General features: G+C 34.8%; 12 protein-coding genes. 10 read left to right on the plus strand and 2 right to left on the minus strand.

Going from position 1 to position 12,919, the window contains the following annotated elements; genetic code table 11:
• Positions 1-240: 240 nt before the first annotated feature.
• The 4 genes from ACIQ7N_RS14410 to ACIQ7N_RS14425 all read left to right on the plus strand — a co-directional run bounded on the left by ACIQ7N_RS14410 (position 241) and on the right by ACIQ7N_RS14425 (position 3,148).
• Positions 241-1,098 (plus strand): ABC transporter ATP-binding protein, encoded by an 858-nt coding sequence (locus tag ACIQ7N_RS14410; protein ID WP_402933168.1) that lies wholly within the window; start codon positions 241-243, stop codon positions 1,096-1,098.
• Between the two features lie 4 nt (positions 1,099-1,102).
• Positions 1,103-1,717 (plus strand): ABC-2 transporter permease, encoded by a 615-nt coding sequence (locus tag ACIQ7N_RS14415; protein WP_402933171.1) that lies wholly within the window; start codon positions 1,103-1,105, stop codon positions 1,715-1,717.
• Positions 1,718-2,067: 350 nt separating this feature from the next.
• Positions 2,068-2,445, plus strand: a complete 378-nt coding sequence (locus tag ACIQ7N_RS14420; protein ID WP_132361203.1) for a GntR family transcriptional regulator — start codon at positions 2,068-2,070, stop codon at positions 2,443-2,445.
• Between the two features lie 88 nt (positions 2,446-2,533).
• Complete coding sequence (locus tag ACIQ7N_RS14425; protein WP_402933174.1) at positions 2,534-3,148, plus strand: ABC-2 transporter permease; 615 nt, start codon at positions 2,534-2,536, stop codon at positions 3,146-3,148.
• 23 nt (positions 3,149-3,171) lie between these two features.
• Here ACIQ7N_RS14425 and ACIQ7N_RS14430 read toward each other — a convergent pair whose 3' ends face one another.
• On the minus strand, positions 3,172-4,806 hold the full coding sequence (locus ACIQ7N_RS14430; protein WP_402933177.1) for a hypothetical protein: 1,635 nt from the start codon (positions 4,804-4,806) through the stop codon (positions 3,172-3,174).
• 2 nt (positions 4,807-4,808) lie between these two features.
• Entirely contained in the window at positions 4,809-5,585 is a 777-nt protein-coding gene (locus tag ACIQ7N_RS14435) for an ABC transporter ATP-binding protein (RefSeq protein WP_402933180.1), read from the minus strand.
• A 535-nt stretch (positions 5,586-6,120) separates the two neighbouring features.
• Between ACIQ7N_RS14435 and ACIQ7N_RS14440 the strand changes: the two genes are divergently transcribed.
• From ACIQ7N_RS14440 to nagA, 6 genes are all read left to right on the plus strand, one after another.
• Positions 6,121-7,272, plus strand: coding sequence for a Gfo/Idh/MocA family protein (locus ACIQ7N_RS14440; RefSeq protein ID WP_402933182.1), 1,152 nt, complete (start codon positions 6,121-6,123; stop codon positions 7,270-7,272).
• An 18-nt stretch (positions 7,273-7,290) separates the two neighbouring features.
• Positions 7,291-8,283 (plus strand): ABC transporter permease, encoded by a 993-nt coding sequence (locus tag ACIQ7N_RS14445; protein ID WP_402933184.1) that lies wholly within the window; start codon positions 7,291-7,293, stop codon positions 8,281-8,283.
• Between the two features lie 13 nt (positions 8,284-8,296).
• Positions 8,297-9,175, plus strand: a complete 879-nt coding sequence (locus ACIQ7N_RS14450; RefSeq protein ID WP_255505119.1) for a carbohydrate ABC transporter permease — start codon at positions 8,297-8,299, stop codon at positions 9,173-9,175.
• A gap of 24 nt (positions 9,176-9,199) precedes the next feature.
• Complete coding sequence (locus ACIQ7N_RS14455) at positions 9,200-10,813, plus strand: extracellular solute-binding protein (protein ID WP_402933350.1); 1,614 nt, start codon at positions 9,200-9,202, stop codon at positions 10,811-10,813.
• A 222-nt stretch (positions 10,814-11,035) separates the two neighbouring features.
• Positions 11,036-11,701, plus strand: a complete 666-nt coding sequence (locus ACIQ7N_RS14460) for a YesL family protein (RefSeq protein WP_402933188.1) — start codon at positions 11,036-11,038, stop codon at positions 11,699-11,701.
• A complete protein-coding gene (nagA, locus tag ACIQ7N_RS14465) occupies positions 11,698-12,876 on the plus strand; it encodes an N-acetylglucosamine-6-phosphate deacetylase (protein WP_402933191.1) in 1,179 nt (392 codons plus the stop codon). The genes ACIQ7N_RS14460 and nagA overlap by 4 nt, the downstream gene beginning before the upstream one ends.
• Positions 12,877-12,919 lie beyond the last annotated feature (43 nt).

Raw genomic sequence — 12,919 nt, forward strand, 5'->3', positions numbered from 1 at the left:
TTAGCTAAAGTTAATTGGGAGCCATAATTCGCAGTATTATCAACTAAATAATTAAAAACAGCAAACATGAGCTTGTGATTTAACAATCTCATGTTTGCGTTTTTTTTTCGATCATAATTTATTACTTGCAAAATATGTTTATTGTGTATATATTGTATATAGAGTATATATACAATATGTAGAAATTTGCCTTAAAGAGCTCAAGGAAATGCTTACATTATTGCATACGGAGGGTGAAGAATGGAAAATGTCATTGAATTACAGCATGTTCATAAATCTTTTAATGGATTTCAGATAAAAGATTTCTCTATTAACGTTAAAAAGGGCTTTGTAACTGGATTTATCGGGGGAAATGGTGCAGGAAAGTCTACTACAATCAAATTGATTATGAACTTGCTAAAGCAAGATAGTGGTACTGTTTCAGTGTTTGGGATGGATTATAAGAAGCATGAAAAAGAAATAAAGGAACGTATTGGTTTTGTCTATGATGAAAATGTCTTTTATGAATATGTAACGTTAAAGGATATGAAAAGGATTATTAAACCAGCCTATAAAAACTGGGATGATGCTGCCTTTCAACGTTATGTTGATCAGTTTGAACTACCATTGAACAAATATATGAAGACCTTTTCAAAGGGAATGAAGATGAAAGCTTCGTTAGCTATAGCACTAGCTCATCATGCAGAATTAATTATTATGGATGAACCAACTGCCGGGCTCGATCCGATATTTCGTAGGGAGCTACTAAATATTCTACATGAGTTAATGCAAGATGAAGATAAAACGATTTTCTTCTCGACACATATAACAACAGATTTAGACCGAATTGCGGATTATATTACCTTTGTTCATAACGGTGAACATATATTCACGAAGGAGTTTTATAAGATTGAAGAGGAATATGCTATTGTCAAAGGGACATTGAATTTATTGGATCAAGAAACGGAACGAGAGTTTGTGGCAATTCGAAAATCGAACATAGGCTTTGAGGCATTAACAGCGGATAAAAATCGTGTGGCAAAAATATTTGGGGATTCTGTTATTGTGGAAAAACCAACGCTTGAAGATATTATGTACTATACGAAAAAAGGATGGTGATTGCATGGCTAACCTTATATTTAAAGATATTTTAATACAAAAGAAAATGATTGTATTATACATTGCTACTATTATTCTTTATTTATTAATAAATGTGTCCCTAGTGAAAATAGGATTCTTATATAGTTTAGCGATTATTACCATGTCCTTTTCTTACGATGAAAAAGATAATGCTAATATTTTACTTAATTCGCTACCATATACGAGAAAGCAAATTGTTAGTTCGAGATATATAGGTTCATTGATATATACATCACTAATCATACTCATTACGTATTTAGGTAATTTTCTCTTAAACGGAAAAGAGACATTGTTTTTATTGAAAGATATAGTGATAATTATCGGTCTTGTTATGGTCGCTATATCATTCATACTGCCAATATGTTATAAATTTAAAACGCAAGCATTAATGATTGCTTCGGGTACTTTATTTGGTATATATTTGGTAACCGTCAAATATTTATTCCCTAGTTTTAATGATACATTAAGAGAACTAATACAAAAGTTTCTGACTTTACAAGAAACACAAATGTATTTTGTAGCTATCTTTACAATCATTATTTTATATGTAGGATCGTGGCTACTATCTATTCGAATATATGCGAAAAAAGTCTTTTAAAATAAAACAGCTTGAGCCCGTTGATGTAGGTTCAAGCTGTTTAAGTCACTTAAACACAATGTCCTATCGCCGACCGTGGCTTCCGATACCGCTATAACAAATGACAGTATGTTAACATATTTAATAAATCTAAGGTAATTTTCGTGAGGCAGAAAATTATACTCTAAACAATAGACAATGGAATCTTTAAGGGAAAGACATTATAAATCTAATGGCTTTATATTTCCCTGAATGTCCAAACATAAGTACAACTGACGAGTAATTAGCATGCTGAAATAAAAATTGCTCATGCTAACAGAATAACCAACGTCTTCTGTGCTGACACATAAAAATAAAGAAGAGGTATTTGCATGCAAATTATTATTTCAAACAGCTCAAAAGAACCGATTTATGAGCAAATTTATAGTCAAATCAAAAAGCTAATTTTATCAGGTGAATTACAAGAGGGGCAGTCATTGCCGTCTATGCGACAGCTTGCAAAGGATTTAGAAATTAGCGTTATTACGACAAAACGCGCTTATGAAGAGCTAGAGAAAAACGGATTTATTTATTCTATTGTGGGGAAAGGTTCGTTCATTTCAGAGCAAAATACGGAAATGATAAGAGAAAGAAAAGTAAAGGTAATCGAAGAAAATCTATTGATTGCCATCCAAAATGCTAAAGAAATGAATATTGGCTTAGCAGAGCTTAAAGAAATGCTCACACTATTGTATTCAGAGGATGAGTGATGGAGACAGCTGTTAAATTCGTGTGGTGAATATATTTAAGCCTAAGTTTAAAGATAGTATGTAATATAGGAAAAAGGATGGTAATTGGATGATTAACCTTATACTTAAGGATGTTTTAATACAAAAGAAACTCATTTTATTTTACATTGCTACTATAATAATCTACTTATGGGCAGGTGTACCCTCCCTACTATTTTTGGGATTTCTTTATAGTGTAATATTTATACTAAATGCTTTCGCTTACGATGAAAAAGACAATGCTAATATTTTGCTTAATTCTCTACCATATACGCGAAAGGAAATTGTCAGTTCAAAATATATAGGTTCACTGATATTTACAACAATATTTGTTTTCATGATTTATGTGGGGGATTTCCTCATAAATGGAAAAGGGGATCTTTTTATATGGAAAGAAATGTTGCTTATTATTGGTCTAGTGATGGTCGTTATATCACTCATGTTTCCAATCTCCTATAAATTTAAAACGCAATATTTATTGATTGCTTTAAGTGTTTTATTTGGTATTTATATGTTATCCATTAGTTTACTAGTTCCTATAAATGATATATTAAGAGAATTAGCACGAAAATTCTTGACTTTACAAGAAACGCAAATGTATTTTGTAGCTAGCATGACGGTTATTATTTTATTTATTGGGTCATGGCTACTATCTATTCGTATATATGAGAGAAAAGCTTTTTAAAATAAAACGGCTTGAGTTTAGGCTCAAGCCGTTTTCGTACGCTTAAAGGCAAACTTCCATAGAACGAAATTCGTGATGACAAGCACGATTAAGTAAATGATTGCCCCATAAGTAGTATGAGAAGTCAAGAAGTAATGCAGTCCCGCCAAAGCACCTAATGGGATAAGCAATATAAGCGTTTTCCAACTCTGGCCATCGCCAACTTCATTATAGGGCTTTGTGAAAGGAATGTTGCTTCCCATGCCGATGTAACAAATGACGGTGTACATGCAGCTTGTTACTAAAACAATCAGTAAGTCTAAGATAATTCTCGTACCAAAAATGAAGCAGAAAATAATGCTTAGAAAAATATACAATGGAATGTACAACTTTATCAAAAATGCTTTTAAGCTTCCTTTTTTCAAGTTTGTGTAGTCTTTGATTGGAAAGACTTTATAGATCCAAGCTGCTTTATATTTTCCTGAATGTCCAAGCATGAGTACAGCAGAAGGAATAATTAGCATGCTGAAATAAATATTTAAATAGCCCATGCTTACGGCATAATCAACACCTTCGTACTTTGAAAAAGAAAACATAAAAATAAACGGAATGACAAAAGAAAACCCTAAAGATGGATATACTTTCAGTTTAAATTCTCGCTCCTGTTTCATCATAAGGGAAGCAAAGCGGTAGAAAGCTCTTTCTTCATTCGTTCTACAAATGATTGTTAACAAAATGGTCTTAAGTGGATTGTTCTTTTCTTTTTTCGATTTGCTTGTGTTTAATAGTTTTTGCAGATTTCGTTCAAAGGTTGGAATCAGCTTTACATAAAGCCATATCGAGATGATTGGCATGACGACAGCAAACATACTGAACACCACTGTAAATAAAGAGCTGTCACTGTTTAGTAGTAGTTCATAAGGAGCGGCAAACCACATTGGGATTAGAAAAATACTCCACCAATGAAATGTTAGCGCCATATCATAATTAACGAATTCAAAGGATCTAATAAGAACTTGATAGCCAATCATCAACATTAATGATAAGCCGATTTGTACATAATTGATGATGTCTTTCAGCTTTTCTCCATCAAAGAATCTTAAAATAGCAATATATAAAATAGCAGTTAATACAACAATAAAAATATTCATTAAAACGAGTAAGAGCACAGTTAAAATAAAGAATACAATCCCTTGATTATATAGACCCACCATAAGGGGAATGGCAGTGAATGCAATAGTTAAATACGTCAAGTAAATGAAAATATGCATGAACTTGGCCGCATTAATCGTTTTAGCAGAGATAGGCTTGGTTGATAGGATACTTCTGTCCCGTACATCCAAAAGTACCGAAGAAAAATCAGCAATCAATGTTGTCATGATGATAAAAATAATCATTGCATAAGCAATACTCATTTGGAAAAGATAGTTTTGACCAAATCCCATAAAAGGAACTAGCATAAGTCCCATTAAAACATAAATCCATAAAGATTTGATGTAGCCATTCTTTTGCTCTTTGTTGTTTTTATTTGATGCTTGGTTAAATATTGTCGGTACTTTACGTTCATCCATTGTGAGTTTAATATGGAGGATTTTTCTCATCATTTCGTAATCGATGCCCATTTTCACAAAAACAAATTGTATCTTATCAAGCACCTGTAAAGTTTTGAAATCTTTCATGATCATACCTCTTGCACAATAGAAACGAATTTCTCACCAATTTCCTGATGATCATGGAAGCCTGTCAATTGGTTGAAAATCTTTTCCAGAGTTCCTTCGGTATTGTCTGCCTGTAGTTGGGCAAATGTCCCATCGGCAGCGATTTTCCCATCATTCAGCAGGATGATGCGACTACTGATTTTTTCGACAACATCCATAATATGAGAGGAATAAAATATTGTTTTTCCTTGGGCAGCCAATTGAATCAAAATTTCTTTAAAGATCATCACACTATTCGCATCTAAGCCATTGATCGGTTCATCTAAAAATAACAAATCGGGATTATGTATAAGGCTAGCGATAATTAATAGCTTTTGCCGCATCCCTTTTGAATAAGAAGATATCCTTGAATGATACGCTTCACCAACACCAAACAATGCCATTAAGGATTTTGATTTATCCGCAGCGACTTCAAATTCAAGGCCATAAAGCTGGCCGATGAAGGTCAAATACTCATAACCAGTTAAATTATCGTACACATCTGCTATTTCTGGTACATAGCCAATTCGCCGTCTATATTCAATGCTGTTTTTTCCGATATTCTCTCCGAAAAGCTTAATTTCTCCACCGTAATCACCTTCAATCCCCAAAATGATTTTGACAGTAGTACTTTTACCTGCACCGTTCGGGCCAATATAACCAATTATTTCTCCTCGCGAGACGTGCAAATCGATCCCTTTTAATATTTCCTTACTACCATAACTCTTTGTCAAATTCGTAATCGTCAATATTTCTTCCATGTTGCAACTCCTTTCTGTAATCTACGGGCGGTGAGCCACGATGGAGGATGAAGAAAACCTCCTCCAATATTAAAGCTTCACTTTAACGTATGTTTAGTGTAATTGATTTAGAGAAAATATCCATCAATATTATGTAACCTATAATAAATGGTGTAATATTCCTGCACCTATATTATATAATTTGTGGATTACCATTATAAGGTGGGAATTTTAGTTCATTGTGAGGGAATAATATCTTTTTTTACAGAGAGGGTTGAGCTTTTATAAATGTATTGAATTTTCTGTATTCTTGGAAGAGTCAACTTTTCTAGAAGATATTATGACTAAAATTTGGGGTATTGACATATTTATGGTTAGAATTATATATTTATTTCATCGTAATTTTTGGAATATTCGCTATACTATTTTGATCTAACTTGTACCTACAACGTGTTGTCATGTAGTTGTGTTGTTGTGGATGATTGGTAAAATCAGTATCAAATGTAAACGTTTACTTAATACAAACAAATGCAGAATTTTTAGAGGGGGAAAATCAATGAAGAAAGTACGCATTGGCGTAATCGGAGCGGGATTAAGAGGAGGTTTAGCTCAATACTGGCATAAGCCTGATGGGGAATCGGAAATTGTTGCTTTAGCTGATATTTCTCAAGAACGTTTAGATAAATTTCAAGAAAAATTTGAAACACCTTTATTTTTAACGAAGGATTATAAGGATTTACTAACAAGAGACGATATTGATGCTATTGCCGTCTTATCACCGGATTATTTACATGAAGAGCATATTATTACTTGTTTAGAAGCAGGAAAGCACGTATATGCTGAAAAACCTTTAGCGATTACAGTGGAGGGATGCGATCGAATTTTAGATATATGGAAAAAATCAGGGAAGCATCTAATGGTCGGTTTTAATATGCGATATATGAGTATGTATCAAACGATGAAAGGCTTAATCGATTCGGGCGCTATTGGAGAATTAAAAGCCATATGGGTCCGCCACTTTGTTGGCTTTGGCGGTTACTTCTATTATCATGATTGGCACGGTAATTCCAAAAATACAACATCCCTGTTGCTGCAAAAAGGCTCACATGATTTAGATGTGATTCATTGGATTTCTGGAAAACATGCGACGAAAGTATCTGCATTTGGTAGCTTAGATTATTACGGTGGTGATAAACCAAATACGTTAACATGTCCAACATGTGACCAGAAAAAAACATGTCCAGAATATGTCCCACATACATTCACGGAATGTGCGTTCCGAGAAGAAATTGATGTTGAGGATAATAACATGCTCATTATGGAATTAGAGGGTGGTATAAAAGCTTCCTATTTACAATGTCACTTCACCCCAGATTATTCACGAAATTATACATTTATCGGTACGAAAGGGCGGATCGAAAATGATGATGTGAACAATAAAATTTATTTGAAGACACGTAAATCTAATTCCTGGGAAGAGCTTAGTGATGTTGTTTATGAAATGAAACCCGAGGAAGGAAGCCATGGGGGAGCAGATCCTAAAATTGCGCAAGATTTCGTAGAGTTAATACTTTACAATAAAGAGCCTTTAACAACTCCATTTGCTGGTCGTATGAGCGTAGCAGTTGGCTGTGCAGCAACGGAATCGCTCCGTAATGGGGGAAGAGTTGTTGAAATTTCACAGGAATCTACTATTCTACAGCATTGATAAATAGGGGGTGTATGTATGACGCTTTTGGATGAAACAACTGTTGAAGAAAAGCCATTTAAAACAAAGCGTTTGTTCAAAAAGCAATCAAAAGTAAAGAGGAATCACTGGATAGAGTGGAAGAAGTCTATCAGAAAAAATTGGGAGCTTTATTTATTATTAGTCCCTGTGATCCTTTATTTTTTGATTTTCCATTATTACCCGTTGTACGGTTTGCAAATTGCCTTTAAGGATTTTATCGCTACAAAGGGGATTACTGGTAGTCCATGGGTTGGTTTTAAGCATTTTGAACGCTTCTTTGATAGTTATTATTTTGGGAGATTAATTAAAAATACAATTGGTATTGGTGTATTTACGCTACTAGTATCTTTCCCTGTACCGATTATTATTGCATTACTGTTAAATGAAGTGAAAAGTCTTCGCTTTAAAAAGTTTGTACAGACAATTATTTATGCACCGCATTTTTTATCAACAGTAGTCGTTGTCGGTATGCTGTTACTTTTCTTAAAATCAGACGGGATGATTAACCAAGTTATCATGGTGTTTGGTGGTACGCCGATTGATTTCATTTCAGAGCCAGCATGGTTTAAGTCAATCTATGTACTTTCAGATGTATGGCAAACAATGGGGTGGAGTTCCATTATCTATATTGCAGCTTTATCGGCGGTAGATCCAGCGCAGCATGAAGCAGCAATGATGGATGGGGCTTCAAAATTCCAGAGAATTATTCATATTAACATCCCAGCAATTATGCCAACAATTGTTATCTTATTTATCTTGAACGTAGGATCAGTTATGGCGATTGGATTTGAGAAAGTATTTTTATTGCAAAATGATTTAAATATGTCGACTTCGGACGTCATTTCAACCTTTGTTTATCGAAGTGGGATTTTAGAAGCGCAGTATAGCTTTTCAGCGGCTGTAGGTTTATTCAACTCTATCATTAACTTTATCCTGCTCATTATGGTAAACCAAATAGCGAAAAAAGTAAGTGATACAAGCCTATGGTAAGGGAGTGGTGAAATTGAAAGAATCGAAAGGCGATCGAGCGTTTACAATCTTTAATTATATTTTCTTAGCAATTGTTGCGATTATCGTTCTTTACCCACTGCTTTTTGTATTAAGTGCTTCATTAAGTAATCCGCAGTATGTTATCTCGGGTGATATGTGGTTATGGCCAAAGGAATTTACTGTTGAAGCATATAAAAAGGTATTTCAAAATCCAGATATTATTAATGGATTTATCAATACATTGAAGTACACATTTTTCGGAACGGTATTGAATATTGTGATGACAATTTGTGCTGCCTATCCTCTTTCACGTAGAGATTTGAAAGGTAAAGGTTTCATTATGGCATTTATGGTATTCACGATGTTTTTCAGCGGAGGGTTAATACCAACATACTTATTAATTCGTGACTTAGGCATGATTAATACATTTTGGGTCATGATTATTCCAAATGCTGTTGCTGTATGGAACATTATTATTATGCGAACATTCTTCCAATCGATTCCTCATGAACTAGAGGAATCCGCAACGATTGATGGAGCGGGAAACTTTCGGATTTTATGGAGTATTGTATTACCGCTATCATTCCCTGTTATGGCAGTAATGGTTTTATTCTATGCAGTAGGACATTGGAACTCGTATTTTCAAGCTTTAATTTATTTACAAGACCAAAGCAAGTTTCCACTCCAACTTATACTTAGACAAATCTTAATTCAAGGACAAGCCGATGATATGATTCAAGCAACTTCAGAAAGCTTTCTAGCTCAAAAACTTAGCGTTGAAGGGTTGAAATATGCTGTTTTAATCATTGCCAACTTACCAATGCTAATGCTTTATCCGTTCTTACAAAGATATTTTGTAAAAGGTGTCATGATTGGTTCATTAAAAGGTTAAAGAATAGGAGCGATTTAAATGGCGATGAAAAAGAAACGTGTATATGGTTTGATGGCAACTATGATGTTAGCAGCTAGTATTTTAGGAGCTTGTTCAGATAATAAAGAAAATAAAGCAAGTACAAGCGGCAACGTTGATAATGTGAATGCTACGGGGATGCCTATTGCTAAAGATAAAATTGAAGTAGATGGTTTTGCAGCTAAGTTTTTTGCTTCACAAGATTGGAATAGCTTAATGCTATGGCAAGAATACGAAAAAATGTCTAATATCCATATTAATTGGACAACCGTTCAAACCGAAGTATTAGCGGATAAAAAGAACTTACTTTTAGCAGCAGGGAACTATCCAGAAATCTTCTTTGCATCGGCATTCTCAAGAACTGATTTACTGAAGTATGGTCAGCAAGGCGTATTCATACCATTAAATGATTATATTGATAAATATGCGCCGAATTTCAAAAAGCTTTTAGAAGAATACCCGACTGTAAAGCAAGGTATTACAATGGCAGATGGAAATATCTATGGTTTCCCAACAATCTATGATCCAAAGTTTGAATCGCTTCGTGTAGGAGCACCATGGATCAACCAGCAATGGCTAGATAAACTAAGCTTAAAATCACCTGAAACGACAGAAGATTTATATAAAGTGCTTAAAGCATTTAAAGAAAACGATCCAAACGGTAACGGTCAACAGGACGAGCAAGGCTGGGGATCTGGTTATGGAATTAAGCAATTTATTGATTATTTAAGGGGTTCATTCGGCTTGAACAAACAAGGAACGATGAATCCGAATTTAGACTTTAAAGAAGGAACTAAAGAATTCCGCTTCGTTCCAACAACAGACGAATACAAACAATTGCTTGAATTTTTAAATAAATTGTATAGTGAAGATTTAATCAATAAAGATGTATTTACAACGGAGCCCCAAAAATTCGCTGCTGAAGCGGGTAAAGGAACTTTCGGTATGCTAAGTGAAGTAGATCCGAAAGAACTGTTCAAATTAGATGGTTATGTAGGTGCGCATGTATTAGAAGGCCCTAATGGAGATCGTCAATATACAGCTATGTCTAACGGTCTTGGTAATTTAGGAATGTTTGTTGTAACCGATAAAGCAAAAAATCCTGAAGCAATGGTACGATGGATTGACCATTTATATGGTGATGAGGGAACAAAAATGTTCTTCATGGGCTTTAAAGGTGTAACTTACGAGGAAGATGCAGTTGGTAATGTAAAGTATGTAGATAACATTACCAACAACCCTGATGGTAAAAACTTAGACCAAGCAATAAGCGACTACCTAACATGGCCAGGCGGTTACTACCCTGGAATCGTTACACAAAAGTATTTCCAAGGGGCAGAAGCGAAAGAAAATTCAATTAACAATGCTCAGCAAGTAATGCCATATGCATTGAAAGATGAAGACATTATTCCAGGCTTGAACTACACTTTAGAGGAAAATGAACAAGTGTCAGCTATTTTAACAGACATTCAAACATATGTGGATGAGATGACAGCAAGCTTTATTACAGGTAAGGCAAGCTTCGACAAATGGGATGACTATAAGAAAACAATTGAGAAGATGGGCTTAGAGAAATATATGAAAGTCGCCCAAGCAGCATATGACCGTACAAAAAAATAAAGTGTAACAAAGAACACGGGCTAAAACGCTACTTCCTATGACAACGCTTGTGTGACCAACAACCTATTGTCTCGAACTAATCGAACATTTACTGGCAGTTGTACTTCAACGTACTCATTCTTTTTTATGCGGATGCCTTACTGCCAGTTAATATGAGGTAAGAATGAGACATAGCGGCGACTTTAGTCGTGCATGGATTTCTAGTGTAGGGAGGCAAAATAAATGAAATTTGAAGGATGGAAAGGGAAATTATACTGGACAGTTGAGTTAATAACATTGTTGGCAGTGTTACAGTTAATGTGGATTGGCTTAACCTTACTTGGACTTGTTTTATTCGGAATTACTCCCGCAACTGTTGCGATTTTTACAACATTACGTAAAAGATTGCAAGGGGAGGACGATTTAAAACTACTTGTCAAAACATATTGGAAGACATATAAAATAGAGTTTATTTCATCGAATAAAATAGGCATTATCATTTTAAGTATCGGTTACTTTTTAACAATTAATTTCCAAATAATTTCATCGTTTCATGGGGTGACAGGTTTACTATTGCTTACCTTATTTGTGACGATTAGTAGTCTATTTTGCATTATGGTATTGAATATTTTCCAAATATACGCTCATTATGAGCTACCACCTATCCGTTACTTTGCTGTTTCGATATTATTTAGCGTAGCATATCCACTTCAAATGATTGGCTCTATTGTAGGGATGGCCATATTATATCGCATTTTTAGTTGGATTCCAGGATTATTACCGTTTTTCGGCGTTAGTTTAACAGCTTTATTTTTATCTTGGATGTCATCGCATATTTTCAAAAAGAAAACGGAAGCCGAAGCACAAATAAAAGCAGAACATTATCCCAATGAAGGGGTGACTTCATGAACAAAACATGGATCATTCATGCCAATATTGTGATGGAAGAAGGCATTTTAACGAATGGTTTTTTACAAATGGTTGATGGGAAAATTGCAGTAATTGATGAAATGAACAATTGCCCTCCGTTGACTTCTGCCGACAATATTATTGATTGTCAGCAACAAGGCTATATTATCCCTGGGATGATTGATATACATGTACATGGTGCTTTAGGGCATGACTTTATGGATGGGGTCCCTGCTAATTATGCACAAATCGCAAAACATTTAGCAAGCGAAGGTGTAACCGCCTTTTTAGCAACAACGACGACATGTCCTATGTCAGAAATTGAAGCTGCTATCGAAGCACTTGCATTTTATAACAAAGAACAGCCTACTGCGGTAGCTGAAATGCTAGGAATTCACCTGGAAGGTCCATTTATTAATCGCTTAAAAAAGGGAGCGCAGCCAGAGGAATCAATCTTAAAACCAAATGCTAGGCAATTTAATGATTTATATGACAAGTCAAATCAATTAATTCGCTTGGTCACATTTGCACCAGAGGAAGATGTGAATTTTGAATTGCTTCGAGCATTGAAAAGTAAAGATGTGATTGCATCTATTGGTCACTCCGATGCTACTTATGATATGGCTATCGGTGCCATAAGAGCTGGTATTACACATGCAACCCATCTATTTAATGGAATGAGAGGCATTCATCATCGCGATCCAGGTGTTGTAGGAGCAGTGCTATTAGAAGATGAAGTCTATGTTGAACTGATTCCAGACAATATACATTTTCATAAAGATTTGCTGTTGATGGTTCGTAAAATGAAAGGTTTGAATCGCATGCTTGTCATTACTGATGGTATGCGTGCAAAGGGAATGCCAGACGGTATTTATACATTAGGTGGCGAAGAAGTAGAAGTGTTTGATAATCGCTGTATTCAACGTAAAACAGGCTCCTTAGCAGGAAGTGTTTTGACTATGAATACAGCAAGAAAAAACATAGAAGAGTGGCTGACACTTTCACTAATCGAACAAGTTCGTCTTGTTTCTCTAAATCAAGCAATTCATTTAGGAGTTTCCAATCGTAAAGGCTCTCTTGCTGTAGGGAAAGATGCAGATGTTATTTGGCTTAATGCTGAGGGGGAAATAGAGAAAACCTTTTGCTTAGGAAATCTAGCATTTGAAAAGAATTGATATATCGATAGGCATCCTTTTGATTAGATGATATATTGATAAC

The organism is Lysinibacillus sp. NPDC095746 (assembly GCF_044763535.1).
GTDB lineage: Bacteria > Bacillota > Bacilli > Bacillales_A > Planococcaceae > Lysinibacillus.

What these genes read in the sequence shown, in the direction of transcription:
- ACIQ7N_RS14425 (WP_402933174.1), top strand. Translation starts at nt 2,534, where the DNA reads ATGATTAACCTTATACTTAAGGATGTTTTAATACAAAAGAAACTCATT.
- ACIQ7N_RS14460 (WP_402933188.1), top strand. Translation starts at nt 11,036, where the DNA reads ATGAAATTTGAAGGATGGAAAGGGAAATTATACTGGACAGTTGAGTTA.
- ACIQ7N_RS14415 (WP_402933171.1), top strand. Translation starts at nt 1,103, where the DNA reads ATGGCTAACCTTATATTTAAAGATATTTTAATACAAAAGAAAATGATT.
- ACIQ7N_RS14410 (WP_402933168.1), top strand. Translation starts at nt 241, where the DNA reads ATGGAAAATGTCATTGAATTACAGCATGTTCATAAATCTTTTAATGGA.
- ACIQ7N_RS14420 (WP_132361203.1), top strand. Translation starts at nt 2,068, where the DNA reads ATGCAAATTATTATTTCAAACAGCTCAAAAGAACCGATTTATGAGCAA.
- ACIQ7N_RS14455 (WP_402933350.1), top strand. Translation starts at nt 9,200, where the DNA reads ATGAAAAAGAAACGTGTATATGGTTTGATGGCAACTATGATGTTAGCA.
- nagA (WP_402933191.1), top strand. Translation starts at nt 11,698, where the DNA reads ATGAACAAAACATGGATCATTCATGCCAATATTGTGATGGAAGAAGGC.
- ACIQ7N_RS14445 (WP_402933184.1), top strand. Translation starts at nt 7,291, where the DNA reads ATGACGCTTTTGGATGAAACAACTGTTGAAGAAAAGCCATTTAAAACA.
- ACIQ7N_RS14435 (WP_402933180.1), bottom strand. Translation starts at nt 5,585, where the DNA reads ATGGAAGAAATATTGACGATTACGAATTTGACAAAGAGTTATGGTAGT.
- ACIQ7N_RS14430 (WP_402933177.1), bottom strand. Translation starts at nt 4,806, where the DNA reads ATGAAAGATTTCAAAACTTTACAGGTGCTTGATAAGATACAATTTGTT.
- ACIQ7N_RS14440 (WP_402933182.1), top strand. Translation starts at nt 6,121, where the DNA reads ATGAAGAAAGTACGCATTGGCGTAATCGGAGCGGGATTAAGAGGAGGT.